Here is a 19,764-nt window from a genome sequence, read left to right as displayed (position 1 = left end):
GGTTACTGAGTTTTATTAATTTTAACAGTCATTCCGCTATATGCTCCAGGAAGTGTTTGTGTTAAAACTTTAGTATCGTTTTCTAAGCCTTTTATAATAACATTTTCTGCTCCAAAATAAACAGGGTCTATTTTAACCAAGCTTAAAATGCTGTCGTTTTTAACGATATACACACTGTTATTATCTACCAACAATTTTCTTGAAATTTTAAAAGCCTCTTTTTCAGATTTTGCAACCAAATCGGCTTCTAAATACATTCCTTCTTTTAAATCTTGATGTTTTACTTCTATAAATGCTTTTATGGTTTGAGAGGTTTGGTCTATCTTCCCGTTTACGCGAACTACTTTTCCTGTATATTTTTTAGTGTGTTCTAAATTTGATAAAGAAACTGTGTTGCCTACTTTTAATAAATCTGCATATTCTGCATTAATAGAAACTTCCATTTCAAATACTGATGGACTTATGAATTCTCCTAATTTCTGACCAACTCGAACTAAAGTTCCTGGTGTTACTAAAGCTTCGGTTAAAATTCCATTAAAAGGAGCTCTAATTCTATATTTACCTAGTTTTACCTCTAAATTCTTAACGTTATAATAAGCGGTAGTAATACCTCTTCCTGAGATAAAATATTTTTCTTTTTCTGATGAAGCTTCGGGTAGTTTTGGTGTTGATTTATTGAGATCAAAACGCTGTAAATATGCTTCCCATTTTTTAAAATTCTCTGGGTAATCTAAACGTAGGTCGGGCATTATGGAAGTAACGAGGTTAAATAAGTTACTTTTTTGCGATTGTAAACTAGCATAAAACTCATCACTATTAATACTTAATAAAGATTGTCCTTTATAGAAGCTTGTTCCGGCTTTAAATGGTTTTGCTGATGGTTTTAAAACTCCTTGAACCTCCGAAAATAATTCTATTTTATTTTTAGCTGTTAAGTTTCCACTTGTGGTTAATACAATTGGAATTTCTTTGTTCTTAACATTTTCTACAAAAACCGTTTTCACAATTTTATTGAATACTGGTTTTGGTTTTTGTTTGTTGGCAATAATGTACTTTCCAAGTAATAAAGTCCCGACGATAATTAATACTCCAAAAAGTGAAAGAATTATTTTTCTCATGTTTTGTTAGTTAAATGTGCTCTGCTTTAGAACAAAAATTAGTTTGAATTTTTTTTAGAATTTGAATTATTTGTTGTTTTTCTTCCGAAGAAATATTTTGCTCCATCGTTGTCATTAAATTTTTAATAACAGGTTTCGCTTTTGCATACACTTCTTTACCTAATTCAGTTATGTATACATTTTTAATCCGCTTATCTTCATTACTATGCTCCCTAAAAATATAATTTTTGGCTTCCATTTTTATAAGTAAGCGTGTTAATGAAGATTTATTTCGAAGTGTTAGAAAAGCAAGTTTATTTTGATTTAAACCATCTTTATCGTGCAGCTTTTTAAGAACAACCATCTGCTCTTTTGTTAAATCAAGGTCTTTTGAGCTAAATGATTCTTGTAAAAAATAATCAACCAACTTAACGGTCTTACCTAACCAAGGTCCAATCGAGTTTTCAAAATCAATATTATTTTCATCAGATTTCATTTTGCAAAAGTACACAAAACCCTAAGTAGTTGCATATGCAACTACTTAGGGTTTTGTTAAAAAAATCTTAATCTTTACTAATGCTCTCCGTAACCTAAATTATCTATTCTTTTTATTTTTTTGTATTGAAAAAAGTAATGCTTATAGCTTTGTTATAAATTGAAGTACGAACATGATATATTAAAACCTCCTAACTAAAATTTACTTATTTTAGTTCTTTTATTTTATAACGTATCCTTTCTGATTTTGGAAGCAATTTTAACCCTTTTTCTAAAATTGATTTTGCATCAAAATTATTTCCTGTTTTTTTATAAGCATTCGACAAACTAGTGTACACGTTTTCACTATTGGGGTAATTTTTAAGATTTATCTTTAATAGTTGTATTGCTTCTTGAGGTTTACCAATTTTAAAGCAATATGAAGCAATCCAGTCAATACGAGATTCAGCAGGTTTTATTTCAAAGTCCATCTTTTTTGATAACTTATCAAATAAATTTGTAACTAAATTTGTATTACTCGCTAGTTCTTTCACTGGTAATTGATAACCATCGTAAATAAACTTTAATCCATAATATTCTGAAGGTAATGAAATAGTTCCATGATCTTCCTCTTTTAAAAATTGAAATTTCCAATTTAATTCAGATTTTAAATTTTCTAAACTATTTTTAAATTTGTTAATGGCATTTTCATGTTCAATGGCAATATTTTCTGGGATAGTTTCTTCATAGGCCAATGAAAAATATAATGAGTTTTCTTCTAAATTTGAGTTTTGTAATTTATTTATTGCTTTTTTTAACACATACTCATCATCCCACCAAATACTCGGATCTATTGCTATATATGAATTGAATAATTTTGGTTCTGTAAATAAAGTATTTAATACCGTTAAGCCTCCAAATGAATGACCAATAATAGTTTTGTAACCGTTTGTTCTGTAATCTTTTTCAATCTTAGGAAGTAATTCATTTTTAAGAAATATCATGAAGTTTTCATTTCCACCACTATCTTTAAATACAAAATTTTTTCCTGTTTGTGCTTGCTTTACACTTGTAGGAGTTAGATCTCTCGTTCTATTTTTAGTTGTTAATATACCAACTAAAATCATTTCTGGTAAAGATGCATATGGCCCTTTACTTAAAAAATCATGTATACCAGTTAAGGATTGAAAATGTCTATCTCCGTCTAAAAAAAAGGTAACAGGATATTTTTCTGGTTCATATATTGTGTCGTTATAATTGTCTGGTAGAGATATCCAATATTCTCTTTCTTCATTTAAAGTTTTAGAAAATATTTTAAATTTTTCTCCTATTACTATTTTTGATTGACTATGTGATTTAAAAATAAAAATGTGTAGAATTATTAAGAAAAGTATTTTTTTCATTTTACTTATTTATTATGCGGTTTTTACTTTGTTTTTCTTTTTACGTTTTCCCCACCAAATTAAAAAACCAGTTACTGATAATGATGTGGCAATAATTCCGGTAAGAAATGTGATAAATTTTCCTATTTGCCCCCACCATTGTCCCATGTGAAGTTGCCAAACCATGTTTTCAACTTTTTCATGTGTTATTTGTCCGGTTGAAGGGATAATTTTTTCTCCTGTATATCTATCATAAATAGTATAATCTACATTTTCCATACTTTTTAACCCAGGCTTTCCTGAGTTTATAGTAAAAGCACCCAATTTATCTAAACGAAATACCCAAGAATTCACAGCTTTTTTCTTTGGATATTCTTCTTCTAATGTTTTATATGCATAGGCAACAAGATCTTTAGACACTTTTGTGCTGTCTGCTTTAGGTAAAATATCTTGTATCCCTAAATCATCTCCACCAGAAATTTTTACAGTAAAATCCATTAATGGATGAAAGAATATTAATAGACCTGTAATACTTAAAATAATACTTGTTGGCAGCGTGTAAAACCCAAGTACGTTGTGTAAATCGTAATTTAAGCGTTTAAATTTAGCTTTCCATTTAATTGTAAAACTTGCATTGCGAGTGTTTTTGTTCCATTTTTTTGGCCACCAAAGTATAAGCCCTGTTATACAACCAATTAAAAATATAATCGTAGAAATAATAACTAACCACCCGCCAAAAGAACCCGCCAACAATTGTGCATGTAAATGGGCTGTGATATAAAAAAAGTAAATGGTATGATCTGTTTTAAGAATGTTTCCAGTATAAGGATCCATGTAAATCATCATTAAATCTTTTTCTTTTAAATCAAAAACCCGAAGTCTAAAACTACGATTTGGATCTTTGTAAAAAACAATTTCAGAAAGTTTATAATTAGGATTTAGGTTGTTAATTACTTCAAAAATTTTTTCATGTGATATTTTTTCACTTTTAGCTTCAACATATAGAGCATCTCCAGCAGTTAAATCCATTATTTCATCAGTATAAACAATTATTGTACCTGTTAGGCAGACAAATAAAACAATAATTCCAGCTATTAAACTTGGCCAAAGATGTATCCAGGATACTATTTTTTGAAATTTACTTTTTCCTTTTTTTTTCATTGTTTCAAAAACTTGAAAAAGGGACGATGGTTTATACCGCCCCTTAAATATTATTTTTATTTAAAAATTTTAAAACTTATACGTAAAACTAACTACAGTATTACGTGTTTTTTGTGGCTGAACATATGAGCCCATATTTGCCCAGTATTTTTCATTAGTAATGTTATTGAATTTAACTCCTATTCTATAAGTCGGTTTGTCTAAGAATACAGAACTATTCAATACAGTATGTCCTGGAGCTAAAAGTGTATTCATATCATCAACGTAAGTATCACTAACATGATTTGCGCCAAACCCAAACCCTAAACCTTTAGCTGTTCCTACTGGCATTTTATAGCTCGTCCACAAATTAATAGTGGTTTCTGGTGCTGCGTATGGTGTTTTCCCAATTACAGATTCTGCACCTTCTATAAACTCACTGTTATTGTTCGCATAACCAGCGACAATATTCCATCCTTTTACAGGGGCAGCAATTACTTCTACTTCTAAACCTTTACTACTTTTTACTCCATCTTGAATTTGTGACCAAGTCCCTCCATTGTTTACATATCTTACTGCATCATTTACGGTAATATCATAGTAACTTAAAGTTGTGCTTAATTTTCCGTTAAATAACTCTGCTTTAACTCCCCCTTCAATTTGTGTAGCAAATTCAGGCTTTAAACTTATCTTTACTCCCGAAGATAAATCTGGAGCTACATTTGTAAATCCGTTCATGTAGTTTGCAAAAAGAGATACTCCATTTTTTACAATTTGATAAACTGCACCAAATTTTGGAGCTACATATGATTGTTTATAATCATTTTCTTTATCATTGTAATTATCTAATCTTAAACTCGCCATTACAGAAAGTCTTTCTGTAAAATTAATAACATCAGAAGCGTAGATACTAAAACTATTTTGGTCTCTTTGTCCGATACGGAAAGCTTCAATTTCTCCTAATAAGTTTTCATATTTTTTAGGGTTAAAGTCCATTACAGGGTTATCTGCACCAATTACATCGTATACTAATTGGGTTCTTCTGTAAGGAGTTTGTAAATCGTAGTAATCTAAACCAACAATCAATTTATTATCAAGATTTCCTATTTTAAACGCTCCAATAAAATTTTGTTGTATTTGTGTCGTATTAAACTGACTCTCAATGTTCATTATTCTTCTTTCTGCATCATTTTCATCTAAAAAATCTAAAAATAAATAGTTAGTACTATTGTCAGAATTACTCGAAGACAATAGTGTTTGAGAGGTCCAATTATTGGATAATTTATATTTAGCTTCTGCAAAAACATTATAAGATTTGATTTCATTACTTAAATAATCGCTACCGTAAGAATTTTCGAAATTATAATTTAAATCATTCATCGTTGTTAATTCAGCATTTCCTGGATTAAAATAAATACTGGGAGAATTATTATTGTAAATTTCAGCTTCAACATTTAGAGTCAATCTATCGCTTGCTTTGTAAGTTAAAGCTGGAGCAACATACCAGTTTCTTGTCAATCCATAGTCTTGGAAACTATGCTCGGCATGTTTTGCAGCATTTAAACGAAATAAAACAGTATTTTCTTTATTTAATGGTGTATTTATATCTACGGTTAAACGAGAAAGGTTATTACTTCCTGTTGAAAAACCAGCAGTTCCACCAAAAGTCTCGTAAGGTTTTTTAGTAACAAGATTTACCACACCTCCATAAGATGACACAATACTGGTTCCAAATAAAGTACCAGAAGGACCTTTTATAACCTCAATCCGTTCAATATTTGCTTGATCTGTACTCGTTCTAATTGAAGTCCCGATACCATTTCTCATAGCAATATCTGCACTAAAACCTCTTAAATACAGATTTACACCTACACCACCTGATCCAATACCTTGCATTACATTACTAATTCCAGGAGCGTTTTGTAAAGCCCCTTGAATATCTGTAATTTGTAGTTCGTCTAATAATTCACCTGTAATAACCGTGTATACTTGTGGGTTTTCAATATTACTCAATGGTAAACGAGAAACGTAAGGAGATTCTTTTTGATTAAATTTATTTTTTCTTCGAACTTCAAGTACTACTTCTTGTAATTTTTCTTCACTTACATTTAGAGTTATGTCTTCTATTTTTGTTACTACACCTTCAGAAACATCAATCTCAATAGATTTTGTTTCTAAACCCAACAATGAAAATGTTAATTTATGGTTGCCTGGACTAACACTATTGATTTGATAATATCCATTTTCATCAGAAATAGCACCTTTATTTGTATGTTCTACTATTATGTTTACATAAGCAGCAGCTTTATTATCATTCGTAAAAATCTTTCCTTTAATACTTCCGTTGCTTTGAGCATATAATAAATGAAAAGTAAAGAAACATACAAAGAATATGCTTTTTTTTATTGTTTTTAAATTTGAATAATTTATTTTCATTTTATGTTTATTTAGATTTGATATAAATAATATTTATTTTTGCAAATGTATATGATAGACAGATTTAGCGATTAACGTAAAAGGGATTTTAAATAACGAGAAAAGAAGAAATGAAGACAGTTTTAAAAAGTTCAATATTTAAAGACAAAATCTTGGTTAAATATTTTAACCAAGATTTTGAAGTAGATTCATTTAAAGAAAATACTATTAAACTTAATAATTCTGGTGAAATAGGTACTGTAAGAGAAATCCAATTAAATGGAATTAGAATAGTACATAGAAATATTAAAACCTCAAATTATAAAATTAATGTATCGCATGATTTCCCTTTTTTTAAATTACAGTTTGAAATTGAAGGATCAAGTCATTATAAACCTTTTAATAAATCAGGAGTAGAGGTATATATTCCTGGAGGGTATTATAATTTATTTTATCTCCCTGAAGTTAATGGAGAATTAACTTATAAAACAAATTACAGAAAAACCTTAGAGATTCTTTTTACTGAAAATTATATAAAGAAAATTATTGGTGATGACTATAAAAAAGATTTGAAAAAATTTGGTAATAGTATACATGAAAAGCGCGACTTTTTAATGTGGAAAAAAAGTCAGCCAATTACTGATGAATTAAATGTTCATATAGAAGAAATCATAAATTGTGAATACTCAGAAAATTTAAAAAGAGCATATTTACAAGCAAAAATAAATGAACTTTTAATTTTTTTATTGGAGAAAACAAATGAAAGTCATTTAGAAAATAGAAATGAAGAATTGACTAAAGAAGATTACAATAATATTTTAAAAGTAGAGCATTATATAAAGTCTAATTTAGAAAAATCCTTAACCATACCAAAACTAGCAATTATCGCGGGAATTAATACCTCAAAGCTCAAGCACGATTTTAAAATAGTCTTTTCCATCACTATTTTTAAATTTATTACGAAACTTCGTATGGAAAAAGCAAAAAAATTAATTATTGACGGTGATTATACGGTTTCTGAAGCAGCTTATAAAGTTGGGTATAAACATTCTCAGCATTTCACAGTCGCTTTTAAGAAGCTTTATGGCTACTTACCTAGTAAAATGATAAAAAATTAATGCTCTCCATAACCTACATTATCCATTTTTCCTTTAAAAACTTTGTATTGAATAACCATATACGCTGCTACTAAAATTACCGCAATTACAAACCAATAAACACCAACTGATAAACCATATTCATGAGCTGCAACATTATATAAGGTAAGTGAAGGATTTACAGCATTTGTAGATGGTAATACTTTTGGAAAAATTGAGGCTACTGTTGAAGTTAATCCTCCAAATAAAAACAGTGACGAAAACAGAAAGCCTAAGCCTTCTTTTTTAAATGATTTTACTTTGAACAAACCAAATAATCCTGTAAAAGTGATTATTGGAAAAAGAAAAAGCCAAGGATTTTTAAGAAAATTATGAAATGGTTTGGGTTCAATAACATGCCAAACTAATAACGAAATAATCACCAATGCTAATAATACAAAATTAAGGTTAAAAATTATTTTTTTGAGTTTTGTGTTTAAGCTTGAGTTTGTTTTAAAAATAATCCAATTAGCTCCATGAATAGTTAATGTTACAACTGCTACTAACCCTAATAAAATGGTAAACCAATCAATAATTCCGAGATGTTCTGCTTGCGGACTAAAAGTCGTATTCCATAACGGTAAGAAGAAATAATGGGCTTCTTGTGTTGACACACCATTTTCTACCATTCCTAAATTAACTCCACGTACTACATTCCCAAGAGCAATTCCAAAGAAAAGCGCTAATAATAAACTTGAAACACCAAAAGCTTTATCCCAAATTGTTTCCCACATTTTGTTATGAATCTGTCCACGTAATTCTAATCCTGTAGCTCTAAAAATAAGCAGCCATAAAATCATAATCAATGGTAAATAAAAACCACTAAAAGAAGATGCATATAACGTTGGGAAAGCAAAAAACAAAACACCTCCTGCAGCAATAAGCCAAACCTCATTTGCATCCCAAAACGGGCCAATTGCATTGGTAATTGCTTTTTTATCTTTTTCAGATTTTGCAAAAAACAAATGAATAATTCCTGCACCAAAATCGTAGCCATCTAAAATTACATAAACAGCCAACATTGTCATTAAAACGATATACCAAAATAATTCCATAGTTATGCATTTATAGTTTGTGGGCCTTTGTTAATTATTTTACCAACCAATATCAAAAACAACATTCCTAATAGCAAATACAACCCTATAAATCCTAACAACGTAAATAATGTGTTCCCTGATGATACTGTTGGAGAAGCACCATCTGCAGTTCGCAAAAGATTATAAACCAACCAGGGTTGCCTACCTAATTCGGCAGTATACCAACCAGTCGTATTTGCAATATATGGAAATGGTAACATAAATAATAACGACCATAAAATCCATTTAGTGGTGTATAGTTTTTTTCTGAAAAGTTGTACTACTGCAAAAAACATTAAACCAATAAATATAGTTCCTAGACCAACCATGATATGATATGCATAGTACAAACCAGGAACATTTGTAGGATAATCTTTCTTATCAAATTCATTTAGTCCTTTAATTTCTGCATCCCAACTTTGATAAGTTAAAAAGCTTAAAATATTAGGAACTGCAATTTTGTTATCAAGCTTTTTTTCTAGCATATTTGGTTGCCCGATCAATACGATTTCTGAACCTCCTTTTTCAGTTTCAAAAATTCCTTCCATCGCTGCAAAGGTTACAGGTTGATGTTTCACTACATTTTTTGCAGCCATATCTCCTGTTGGAAAAGCAACAATAAGACTTGATATCAATCCAAAAACAACACCTGTTTTCACAAATAATTTTCCGAATTCATTATGCTTATTATTCAATATATAAAATGCACCAATGGCCGCAACTACAAAAGAGCTTGTTACAATAGACGCAGCTTGGTTATGTAAATACGATGGCCATAACCAAACATTAGAAAATAGAGCTCCGAAATTATTTAACACAAATTTTCCGTTTTCTAAAATTTCATAACCTACAGGGTGTTGCATCCACGAATGTGTAGCAATGATTAAAAATCCACTTGCCCAAGAACCTAAAAAAACCAAGAACCCTGTAACAAAATGAAGTTTATGCCCTAGTAATTTTTCACCAAAGAGAAATAATCCTAAAAAGGATGATTCTAAAAAGAAAGAAAACATTCCTTCCATGGCTAACGTTTGCCCAATGATTCCTCCTGTTAATTCTGAAAACTTTGCCCAATTCGTTCCGAACTGAAACTCCATCGGAATTCCTGTGACCACCCCCATAGCAAAGTTGAGTGCAAAAATCCGCATCCAGAATTTTGCAGCATCGTTATATTTTTCAACATGAGTTCTTAAAAATTTCCATTTAAAATAGACGATCATTAACGATAATCCCATAGTAAGTTGTGGAAATAAATAATGAAAAGTGATCGTAAATGCAAATTGCATACGATCGTAAAATAACATGTCTTCCATTGAAAATGGATTTTGGATGGTTAATTAATTACTCTTTAAAAATAACAAAAAAGGATGGCATTAAAAGCCATCCTTTATTAAATAATTTAAACAACTTTAATAATTGCTTCCATTTTTATATTTGATTTCACAGAATTGGAAATTAAACAAGCCTTTTCTGATTTTTCAATCACTTTTTGAGCTAATTCTCTATCTTCTTCTTTTTTAATAATTATCACTGGTTTCAAAACCACTTCGCTAATTACATATTTTCTGTCAACTACCTCTAGCTTTCCTTCTGCATCCGATTCAAAATCAACAAAATCTAATTTAAAATTTTCTGCCACTGCTAAAAAAGTTGTTAATAAACAACCATTAATTGCTGCTACAAAATAATGCTCTGGAGACCAAATATTGGCTTCTCCTTTTGGGAATTCGGGTGGTGTTGCAATCGTGATTTTCTCATCTAATACTTCTGAAGAAAGTATTCCGTTTCTATTCTCTTTCCAGTTTACTTTAACCTGATAAAAATGTTCTTCTGCCATTTTTTTATTATTTATTAGTCAAATTTATATTCTTTATTAAAAACTATATGTAACTATTATTACAAAAGAGACCGTTTTCTAAGGAAGTGGTCTCTTTTTTAAAAAAATTATTTTTTAAGAATTTCGTTTAAAACTAAATCCTTATCTAATTTTTTAGTACAGAAGAACCAATCTTTGCAATCTAAATCTTCTGTCGAAGTCATTCTTTCTTCAGCTACTCCACAAGATCCTGCTGGTGAAACAATAACATCTTCTCCTGGATTCCAATCTGCTGGAGTTGCAACGTTAAATTTATCTGAAGTTTGCATTGCAATCAAAGCTCTGTATAGCTCATCAAAATTACGCCCTAAACTTAAAGGATAATAAATTATGGCACGAACTGTTTCTTCTGGGTCAACAAAAAAGACAGCTCTAACAGCCTGTGTTTTACTTTCTCCTGGTTGAATCATTCCATATTTTTTAGCAACGTCCATAGAAATATCTTCAATTAAAGGAAACTTAACTTCTATGTTTTCCATTCCGTTAAATTTAATTTTATCCTTAATCGTTCTTAACCAAGCAATATGACTGTATAAACCATCAATTGATAAACCTATAAGACTGCAATTTGCTTTTTCAAATTTTTCTTCTAAATGGGCAAACGTCATAAACTCAGACGTACAAACAGGAGTAAAATCTGCTGGATGACTAAATAATATTGACCATTTTCCTTTATAATCTGAAGGATAATTAATTTCACCTTGTGTTGTCACTGCCTTAAATTCTGGTGCTTTATCACCAATTCTTGGCATTGAAAACATTTGTTCTTGTTGTAGTGTTTCTGTTGTATTCATATTAAATAGATTAAATTTATATTTTTTTTACTTATCGTAAAATTAATCTATACTAAAAAAGTCCTTTGTAACAGATGTTACATAAGTAATATCAAATGTTGATATGAAAATAGAAAAAAACTATACTTAAGATCAGGAAAGTTTTGAATGTTTTTTTAATACATTTATAAACAACTCCATTCCTTCCCTGCCTTTAGAAGAATTATAACAATCACTCATCTTTTGAATATCAAAATACGGTTGAAAGAGTTTTACATATTCTTTTTTGCCTCCTCCAAATGGTGGATGATCAAAATTTAATTCAGCATCAAAAAGTAATCCAACTAATTTCCCATTTTCATTCAATAATTCATTCATTTTTTTAGTATAATCACTTCTTAAATCAGGGTTAAGTGCACAAAAAAATGTTTGTTCAATAATTAAATCGTAAGATTCTTTCAGGTTGAAAAAATTATTGTGAATTAAATTTTCTTCAGGAAAGTTTGGAAGCCTCTTCTTTATATTTTCAATCGCTTCTTCTGCAATATCAATAACAAAAACATTAGTAAATCCTTTTTTAAACAGATATTCTGCTTCATACGAATTTCCACCTCCGGGAATTAATATTTTAAGGTCTTTATTTGTAAGTTGATCAAAATACGTTTTCAAAGGTGTTGAAACAGCACCTAAATCCCAACCTGTTTTATTATTTCGATATTTATTATTCCAAAATTCTTCTGATAAATCAATCATCCTAATTTTTGTGTTGATTAATAACGTTAATTAAATCATTTTTATACAACATTCCTGATTGTCGCCAAAGCATTTCTCCTTTTTGAAAAAGGATAAAAGTAGGCACACCTCGAATTCCGTATTTTGTTGCTAATTTCGGATTTTTATCTATATTAATTTTAATAATACTTGCAGTATCTCCCAATTCTTGTTTAGCTTCTTTAAGTATGGGACTCATCATTTTACAAGGTCCGCACCAATCTGCAAAAAAATCTATTAAAACGGGTTTCTCTTGATTTATAATTTCTGTAAACGAAGACATATACTTAGTTATTAAATGTTATACTCCAAATTCCTCTTACTTGATTTTCACTATACCCTTTTGCTTTATCTTGAGGATATAAGTTGGCTAACTCATTTAAAACACTCGGTTTTATTTGATCATTGGATTTTCCGTGGCATTGCAAACACATGGAATTTGTTATTATTGGATAATAAAACTGCGTTTTACCATTGCTTTCTTCTACAACTGGCTCTATACTTTCATTTGCACTTACGCTATTTTTATATTGATTTATAATCTCAATTTCTTTTTTGTTTGCTTTATTTTTTGGGTTTCTCGGTTTATCTGAAACTCTCTTAATAGTTGCATTGAATTTTGTTGCCATACTATCGGTTAAGTGATACGCTTTTTCATTACAAAATTTTAAGGCTTCAAGAGTCCCTTCTTTTTGAATTTTACCCATTAAGTTTTTACCTAATACTTTTTTAGTGGCTAAAGCATATTCTAAACCAATATCTGCTTTTGTTTTCGAACTGCTCTTTTCAGATGTTTTTCCTGAATTTATGTAAGATCTACCTTGCATTTCTTGCCAATGCTCTTTAAACCATTTTGGTTCATCAATTTGATAGTCAAAAAGATAATCTGCAATCAACTTTAAATCATCTTCTTTATAATTTTGAATTGGCATTAAACCAAATCTTCTCACCGCACCACGAAGTTTCGCATTTTCATTTGTTGGTTTGGTTACAAAATCTACAAAAGCTTTAGTAAATTCTTCTTTAGTAGTATTTTTGTTTATATAATGAGCTTTAATAGCTATCATTGGCGGAGCAACTATCGAATTATGAGAAGCTGACGGATTATGACAGACATAACATTGTCTTCTTAAAAGTTTTTCACCTAGATGTTCTGCTAATTTCTCTTCCGTTTTATCAACCTTCGTTTTTGAAGTATATTTTTCTTTTTTAGAATTACAGCTTACTAGTACAAAAAAAGCTACTATTATAACTGCATAAATGATATTTCTCTTTTTCATCATATCCTACTAAAATTAGTAATAATTAATTTTCATCAAGCTAAATTATTTATTCGCTACAATAAACACAGTAACAATAGTTACAAAAAAAACCTGCTGAAAAGCAGGCTTCTATAAATTAATAACTTCTATAGAATTTCTATGAAGTTTAATTTTTCCTAGATTTTCTAATTTTTTTAATAATCTTGAAATCACCACTCTTGAAGTATGCATTTCGTACGCAATTTCTTGATGTGTGTTGTTAATTATCTCATCATTAGTTACTCTTCTTTTTTCCTTTAAATAAGCAATTAAACGATCATCCATTTTATTAAATGCAATACTATCTACCGTTTGAAAAAGTTCATTCATTCTATTATTGTAACTTTCAAACACAAAATTTCTCCAAGACTTATACTTCGCAGACCATTCTTCCATCTTACCAATAGGAATCATAACGAGTTCTGTATGAATTTCTGCAATTGCTCTAATTTTACTTTGCTGATTTCCCATACAACAAGTCATTGTCATAGAACAAGTTTCTCCTTTTTCTAAATAATAGAGTAAAAGTTCATCTCCTTCATCATCTTCTCGTAAAATCTTAATAGCTCCAGATAGTAAAAGCGGCATAGACTTGATATAACTACCTATTTCCATCAACTTATCACCACTTTCAATCTCTTTATAAATACCTACTTCTGCAATTTCTTCAATTAACTCTTTTTCAAAAATATGTCCGTAATTATCTTGTAATGCTTGTTTTAAATCTATCATTATTTAATAAAAATTTATTGTGTTTGGGTTAGTCGAGCCACGTATTTACCTATAACATCAAATTCTAAATTAACTTGGGTTCCTACTTTAAAGTTTTTAAATGTAGTGTGTTGTAAAGTATATGGAATTATTGCCACGCTAAATTCATCTTTCTTAGAATTCACAATCGTTAAACTAACCCCGTTAACTGTTATAGAGCCTTTTTCTATCGTAACATTATTGTTTGCAGACTTGTATTCAAAAGTAAAAATTGTACTTCCTTTTTCGTCTTTAATAGATTTACAAATTCCTGTTTCATCTACATGACCTTGTACAATATGCCCATCTAATCGATCTCCTAACTTCATTGCTCGTTCTAGATTTACTTCATCACCAACTTTTAAATCTCCTATATTTGTTTTATCGAGTGTTTCTTTAATTGCAGTAACCGTGTACTCTTCGTTATTAATTGCAACAACCGTTAGACAAACCCCATTATGCGCTACACTTTGATCTATTTTTAACTCACCTGTTATATTACTCTTTACAGTGATGTGTAAGTTTTTCTGCTCAGCTTTTAGCTCAGTTACCACACCAAGAGTTTCTATAATTCCTGTAAACATTCTATAAAATTTAGTTACTTTTGTTAAGATCAAAAATACGACATTACGTAAGGAAATATGGATAAATCAGATAAAATTATTGTAGGGATTTCGATAGGAGATATAAATGGTATAGGCTTAGAAATAATTTTAAAAACCTTTGAAGACAAGAGAATGTTGGAGTTTTGCACTCCCGTATTATTTGGTTCTAACAGAGTGGTCTCTCTTCATAAAAAAATATTAAATCTAGAAAATAATATCCACGGCATTCCATCTGTAGATAAAATTGTACATGGAAAAATAAACTTAGTTAACGTTTGGAAAGAAGATGTTAAAGTTGAATTAGGAAAAACGACTAAAGAAGGTGGTAATTATGCTTTAAAATCACTTTCAGCAGCAGTTGATGCTTTAAAAAACAACCAAGTTGATGTTTTGCTTACTGCTCCAATTAACAAAGAAAATATTCAATCGGATGAATTTAATTTTCCAGGACATACAGAATATTTAGAAGCTAATTTAGAAGGTAAGAGTTTAATGATTCTAATGACTAATGAATTACGCATTGGTTTAATTACAGGGCATATTCCTGTTTCGCAAATTGCAAGCACTATTACACCAGAACTCATTAAAGAAAAAGTTGAAATTATGCACCGTTCTTTAAAGCAAGACTTTAACATTAACAAACCTAAAATTGCAGTTTTAGGCTTGAATCCACATTGTGGTGACAAAGGTGTAATAGGTAAAGAAGATGATGAAATTATCCGTCCAACTATTGAAAAAATTAAAGAAACTGGTAAGTTGGTTTTTGGGCCTTATGCTTCAGATGGTTTCTTTGGTTCGAAAAATTATACCCAGTTTGACGGAGTATTGGCCATGTATCACGATCAAGGATTGGCACCTTTTAAAGCTTTATCTTTCGGAAATGGAGTAAACTTTACTGCAGGTTTAAGTAAAATAAGAACCTCCCCAGACCATGGTACAGGTTATGATATTGCAGGAAAAGGAATCGCAAATCATGAATCATTTAAAGAGGCTTTATTTGCTTCAATACAGATATTTAATAACAGAAAAGAGTTGTCAGAACTAGAAGCTAACGCACTAAAAGCGAAATAGTTTAAATTTTTACAACAATATATAAATATAAAAACATTTTTTATATCTTTGCACGCTCAAATTGATGTTGTAGATGAAAGACTTAAAACAATTCAATATACCTTTTATAGGTTTAAAAGAAGGTAGTCATACATTCGAGTATCAAATTGACAAGAAGTTCTTTGAAGCATTTCAGTTTGATGAATTTAACAATGCGCAAATAAAAGTGGATATCAGCTTTATTAAAAAAAGCACCTTAATGGAGCTTAATTTTAAAGCAAAAGGTACGGTAAATGTTCCTTGCGATACCACTAACGAACCTTTCGATTTAGAGTTTGAAGGAGATTTGCTATTAATTGTAAAATTTGGTCCAGAATACAACGATGATAATGAAGATATTTTAGTGCTACCACACGAAGCATATGAAATCAACGTTGCACAATACATATATGAATTAATTGTATTGTCTGTTCCGACAAAAAGGATTCACCCAAAAGTGTTAGATGGCACTATGGAATCTGAAACTTTAAAGAAGTTAGAAGAATTAGAGATTAAAGAAGATAAGATTGTTGAGGAAGAATCAACAGACCCAAGATGGGATAAATTAAAGGATTTACTAACAGGAAAAAACACATAAAATGGCACATCCAAAGAGAAAAATATCTAAAACTAGAAGAGATAAGAGAAGAACTCATTATAAAGCTTCTGTACCTCAAATAGCTACAGATCCAACAACTGGTGAAGCACATTTATACCACAGAGCACACTGGCACGAAGGTAAATTATATTACCGTGGGCAAGTTGTATTAGATGGTACAATTGCTGAAGCTTAGTAAACAAGTTACATAAAATTAAAAATCTCTCATTTTGGGGGATTTTTGCTTTTTTACGTCAAAAATGAATGTTTTTGACGTTTTTTACTTCAAAAAGTGAGAAAAAAATCACTATTTTTGAAAACTAGTTTCATAACAAACAAACAACTATGACTAAATTAACTGCAGCTATTACAGCAGTGGGAAAATACCTTCCAGAATACATTCTAACCAATAAAGAGTTAGAAACAATGGTAGAAACTAATGACGAGTGGATTACCTCAAGAACAGGAATAAAAGAACGAAGGATTTTAAAAGAAAAAAATGCAGGCACTTCTTTTATGGCTATCAAAGCTGCCGAAGATTTGCTTCAAAAATCGGGAGTTAACCCAAAAGAAATTGACCTTGTTATAGTTGCAACTGCAACTCCAGATATGCCTGTAGCTTCTACAGCAGTTTTTACTGCTTCAAAAATCGGAGCCACCAATGCTTTTGCATATGATTTACAGGCTGCTTGTTCAAGTTTTTTATACGGAATGTCTACCGCAGCAAGCTATATAGAATCTGGTCGCTACAAAAAGGTATTATTAATTGGAGCTGATAAAATGTCATCTATTATCGATTATACCGATAGAGCAACTTGTATCATTTTTGGAGATGGTGCTGGTGCTGTTTTATTTGAACCAAATAATGAAGGTTTAGGTTATCAAGATCAATACTTGAGAAGTGATGGTGTTGGACGAGAATTCTTGAAAATAGATGCAGGCGGCTCAATCCTTCCTCCTAGTGAAGAAACAGTAAAAAACAAACAACATTTTGTTCATCAAGAAGGAAAAACAGTATTTAAATTTGCAGTTTCTAATATGGCTGATGTATCTGAAAAGATACTAGAAAGAAATAATCTTACAAAAGATGATGTAAATTGGTTAGCGGCGCATCAAGCTAATAAAAGAATTATAGAAGCAACGGCCAACCGTATTGGCTTAGAAAATGAAAAGGTGATGATGAATATCCATAAATATGGAAACACAACATCAGCAACTCTACCCTTGCTATTGAGTGATTACGAAAAAGAATTAAAAAAAGGAGATAATTTAATTTTTGCTGCATTTGGTGGTGGCTTCACTTGGGGAGCTATTTATTTAAAATGGGCATATAACGCATAGACAAATCAACTAAAATTTAAAACAATACAATATGGACATTAAAGAAATCCAAAACCTTATTAAGTTCGTAGCTAAATCTGGCGCAAGTGAGGTGAAGTTAGAAATGGAGGATGTGAAAATTACCATTAAAACTGGTAGTGGTGCTACAGAAACTACTATAATACAAGCTGCTCCTATGGCTGCTGGACCTCAATTAATGGCTTCTCCTCCCGTTGCTCAACCTGTTGTTGAAGCAACTACTCCTATAGCTAATGCACCAGTTGAAGAAAATTCAAAATACGTAACTATAAAATCACCAATTATTGGAACTTTTTACCGTAAACCTTCACCAGACAAACCTGTTTTTGCAGAAGTTGGTACCGAAGTAAAAATTGGAGACACTGTATGTGTTATTGAAGCTATGAAATTATTTAACGAAATTGAATCAGAAGTATCTGGTAAAATTGTTAAGGTTTTAGTTGATGATTCTTCACCTGTAGAGTTTGATCAACCATTATTTTTAGTAGACCCATCATAATTAAATCTGAAATTTTATCTTCCAAACCTTATAAGTTAGTTGGTTGGTAAAATATAAAAATTTAAACTTTAAAAATATGTTTAAAAAGATATTAATTGCCAATAGAGGCGAAATTGCACTTCGTGTAATCAGAACCTGTAAAGAAATGGGCATTAAGACCGTTGCTGTTTATTCTAAAGCAGATGCTGAAAGTTTACACGTCCGTTTTGCTGATGAAGCTGTTTGTATAGGCCCTGCACCAAGTAGTGAATCGTACTTAAAGATGTCTAATATAATAGCTGCAGCGGAGATTACCAATGCCGATGCAATTCATCCAGGATACGGTTTTTTATCTGAAAATGCTAAATTTTCAAAATTATGTGAAGAGCATGATATAAAATTTATTGGAGCTACTTCAGAAATGATTGACAAAATGGGAGATAAAGCCTCTGCAAAAGCAACTATGATTGCTGCAGGAGTTCCTTGTATTCCTGGTTCAGAAGGTATTATCAAAGATTTTGCTGAGTGTGAAAAACTAGCTAAAGAAGCTGGATTTCCTGTAATGTTAAAAGCAACCGCTGGTGGTGGTGGTAAAGGAATGCGTGCCGTTTGGAAACCTGAAGAGTTACAAAACGCATGGGATTCAGCTCGTCAAGAAGCAAAAGCTGCTTTTGGTAACGACGGTATGTATTTAGAAAAATTAATTGAAGAACCTCGTCATATAGAAATCCAAATTATTGGAGATTCTTACGGAAAAGCTTGCCACTTGTCTGAGAGAGATTGTTCTGTTCAACGTCGTCATCAAAAATTAACGGAAGAAACTCCTTCTCCGTTCATGACAGATGAACTTAGAAATGCAATGGGGAATGCTGCAGTTAAAGCAGCAGAATATATTAAATACGAAGGTGCTGGTACTGTAGAGTTTCTGGTAGATAAACACCGTAATTTCTACTTTATGGAAATGAACACACGTATTCAAGTAGAACATCCTATAACAGAAGAAGTTGTAGATTTCGACTTAATCCGTGAGCAAATCCTCGTAGCTGCTGGTGTACCAATTTCTGGTAAAAATTATACCCCTCAATTGCATTCAATTGAGTGTAGAATTAACGCAGAAGATCCTTATAACGGATTTAGACCTGCTCCAGGAAGAATAGTATCATATCATGCTCCTGGTGGACATGGAGTTCGTATTGACACACATGTGTATGCTGGTTATATGATTCCTTCAAACTATGATTCTATGATTTCAAAACTGATTGTTTCAGCACAAACACGTGAAGAGGCAATTAATAAAATGAAACGTGCCTTAGATGAATATGTGATTGAAGGTGTAAAAACAACTATTCCTTTCCATAGACAATTAATGGATCATCCAGATTATGTAGCAGGTAACTACACTACTAAATTTATGGAAGATTTTAAAATGGAACCAGAATCTTAA

At 30.6% G+C, this 19,764-nt stretch carries 21 protein-coding genes; 7 read left to right on the top strand and 14 right to left on the bottom strand.

The genetic code is table 11. From position 1 onward, the window contains the following. Positions 1-2: 2 nt before the first annotated feature. From C7447_RS03275 to C7447_RS03255, 5 genes are all read right to left on the bottom strand, one after another. A complete protein-coding gene (locus tag C7447_RS03275) occupies positions 3-1,118 on the bottom strand; it encodes an efflux RND transporter periplasmic adaptor subunit (protein WP_148868746.1) in 1,116 nt (371 codons plus the stop codon). Positions 1,119-1,128: 10 nt separating this feature from the next. After that, positions 1,129-1,593, bottom strand: coding sequence for a MarR family winged helix-turn-helix transcriptional regulator (locus tag C7447_RS03270; protein WP_148868745.1), 465 nt, complete (start codon positions 1,591-1,593; stop codon positions 1,129-1,131). 205 nt (positions 1,594-1,798) lie between these two features. Next, positions 1,799-2,974, bottom strand: a complete 1,176-nt coding sequence (locus C7447_RS03265; RefSeq protein WP_148868744.1) for an alpha/beta hydrolase-fold protein — start codon at positions 2,972-2,974, stop codon at positions 1,799-1,801. Positions 2,975-2,986: 12 nt separating this feature from the next. Beyond that, a complete protein-coding gene (locus tag C7447_RS03260; protein WP_148868743.1) occupies positions 2,987-4,114 on the bottom strand; it encodes a PepSY-associated TM helix domain-containing protein in 1,128 nt (375 codons plus the stop codon). 69 nt (positions 4,115-4,183) lie between these two features. Continuing rightward, positions 4,184-6,529 (bottom strand): TonB-dependent receptor, encoded by a 2,346-nt coding sequence (locus C7447_RS03255; protein WP_148868742.1) that lies wholly within the window; start codon positions 6,527-6,529, stop codon positions 4,184-4,186. A gap of 110 nt (positions 6,530-6,639) precedes the next feature. On the opposite strand from C7447_RS03255, the gene C7447_RS03250 reads away from it, so the two are divergent. Then, positions 6,640-7,626, top strand: a complete 987-nt coding sequence (locus C7447_RS03250) for a helix-turn-helix domain-containing protein (protein WP_148868741.1) — start codon at positions 6,640-6,642, stop codon at positions 7,624-7,626. Here the strand turns inward: C7447_RS03250 and cydB are convergent. From cydB to C7447_RS03205, 9 genes are all read right to left on the bottom strand, one after another. Continuing rightward, positions 7,623-8,699 (bottom strand): cytochrome d ubiquinol oxidase subunit II, encoded by a 1,077-nt coding sequence (cydB, locus tag C7447_RS03245; RefSeq protein ID WP_148868740.1) that lies wholly within the window; start codon positions 8,697-8,699, stop codon positions 7,623-7,625. The two genes, C7447_RS03250 and cydB, sit on opposite strands and share 4 nt — an antisense overlap. Positions 8,700-8,701: 2 nt before the next feature. Then, on the bottom strand, positions 8,702-10,033 hold the full coding sequence (locus C7447_RS03240) for a cytochrome ubiquinol oxidase subunit I (RefSeq protein ID WP_148868739.1): 1,332 nt from the start codon (positions 10,031-10,033) through the stop codon (positions 8,702-8,704). An 86-nt stretch (positions 10,034-10,119) separates the two neighbouring features. Next, positions 10,120-10,557: an OsmC family protein gene (locus C7447_RS03235; RefSeq protein ID WP_148868738.1), complete on the bottom strand. Its 438-nt coding sequence runs from the start codon at positions 10,555-10,557 to the stop codon at positions 10,120-10,122. A 107-nt stretch (positions 10,558-10,664) separates the two neighbouring features. Next, positions 10,665-11,390, bottom strand: a complete 726-nt coding sequence (locus C7447_RS03230) for a peroxiredoxin (protein ID WP_148868737.1) — start codon at positions 11,388-11,390, stop codon at positions 10,665-10,667. A gap of 132 nt (positions 11,391-11,522) precedes the next feature. Then, positions 11,523-12,119 carry a methyltransferase domain-containing protein gene (locus C7447_RS03225; RefSeq protein ID WP_148869491.1) on the bottom strand — a complete coding sequence of 199 codons (597 nt, stop codon included), beginning with the start codon at positions 12,117-12,119 and terminating at the stop codon, positions 11,523-11,525. 4 nt (positions 12,120-12,123) lie between these two features. Then, complete coding sequence (gene trxA / locus C7447_RS03220; protein WP_148868736.1) at positions 12,124-12,423, bottom strand: thioredoxin; 300 nt, start codon at positions 12,421-12,423, stop codon at positions 12,124-12,126. Positions 12,424-12,427: 4 nt separating this feature from the next. Beyond that, positions 12,428-13,423 (bottom strand): Tll0287-like domain-containing protein, encoded by a 996-nt coding sequence (locus C7447_RS03215; RefSeq protein WP_246143005.1) that lies wholly within the window; start codon positions 13,421-13,423, stop codon positions 12,428-12,430. A 108-nt stretch (positions 13,424-13,531) separates the two neighbouring features. Next, positions 13,532-14,173: a Crp/Fnr family transcriptional regulator gene (locus C7447_RS03210; RefSeq protein WP_148868734.1), complete on the bottom strand. Its 642-nt coding sequence runs from the start codon at positions 14,171-14,173 to the stop codon at positions 13,532-13,534. Between the two features lie 14 nt (positions 14,174-14,187). Continuing rightward, the gene (locus tag C7447_RS03205; protein WP_148868733.1) at positions 14,188-14,775 is read right to left on the bottom strand and encodes a riboflavin synthase; all 588 of its coding nucleotides are present in this window, start codon (positions 14,773-14,775) and stop codon (positions 14,188-14,190) included. A 57-nt stretch (positions 14,776-14,832) separates the two neighbouring features. Here C7447_RS03205 and pdxA point away from each other — a divergent pair, with 57 nt between their 5' ends. The 6 genes from pdxA (at position 14,833) to accC (ending at position 19,764) form a co-directional block, all read left to right on the top strand. Further along, positions 14,833-15,867, top strand: a complete 1,035-nt coding sequence (gene pdxA / locus C7447_RS03200) for a 4-hydroxythreonine-4-phosphate dehydrogenase PdxA (RefSeq protein ID WP_148868732.1) — start codon at positions 14,833-14,835, stop codon at positions 15,865-15,867. Positions 15,868-15,940: 73 nt separating this feature from the next. After that, positions 15,941-16,483 (top strand): YceD family protein, encoded by a 543-nt coding sequence (locus C7447_RS03195; protein ID WP_148868731.1) that lies wholly within the window; start codon positions 15,941-15,943, stop codon positions 16,481-16,483. A gap of 1 nt (position 16,484) precedes the next feature. Continuing rightward, the gene (gene rpmF, locus C7447_RS03190; protein WP_148868730.1) at positions 16,485-16,679 is read left to right on the top strand and encodes a 50S ribosomal protein L32; all 195 of its coding nucleotides are present in this window, start codon (positions 16,485-16,487) and stop codon (positions 16,677-16,679) included. A gap of 149 nt (positions 16,680-16,828) precedes the next feature. Further along, a complete protein-coding gene (locus C7447_RS03185; protein WP_148868729.1) occupies positions 16,829-17,824 on the top strand; it encodes a beta-ketoacyl-ACP synthase III in 996 nt (331 codons plus the stop codon). 31 nt (positions 17,825-17,855) lie between these two features. After that, the gene (gene accB, locus C7447_RS03180; protein ID WP_148868728.1) at positions 17,856-18,341 is read left to right on the top strand and encodes an acetyl-CoA carboxylase biotin carboxyl carrier protein; all 486 of its coding nucleotides are present in this window, start codon (positions 17,856-17,858) and stop codon (positions 18,339-18,341) included. Between the two features lie 76 nt (positions 18,342-18,417). Further along, positions 18,418-19,764 carry an acetyl-CoA carboxylase biotin carboxylase subunit gene (accC, locus tag C7447_RS03175; protein ID WP_148868727.1) on the top strand — a complete coding sequence of 449 codons (1,347 nt, stop codon included), beginning with the start codon at positions 18,418-18,420 and terminating at the stop codon, positions 19,762-19,764.

Source organism: Tenacibaculum adriaticum (genome assembly GCF_008124875.1).
Taxonomy (GTDB): Bacteria; Bacteroidota; Bacteroidia; order Flavobacteriales; family Flavobacteriaceae; genus Polaribacter; species Polaribacter adriaticus.
Note: the sequence above shows the minus strand (reverse complement) of the source record. Positions and strands in the feature narration are given on the sequence as shown.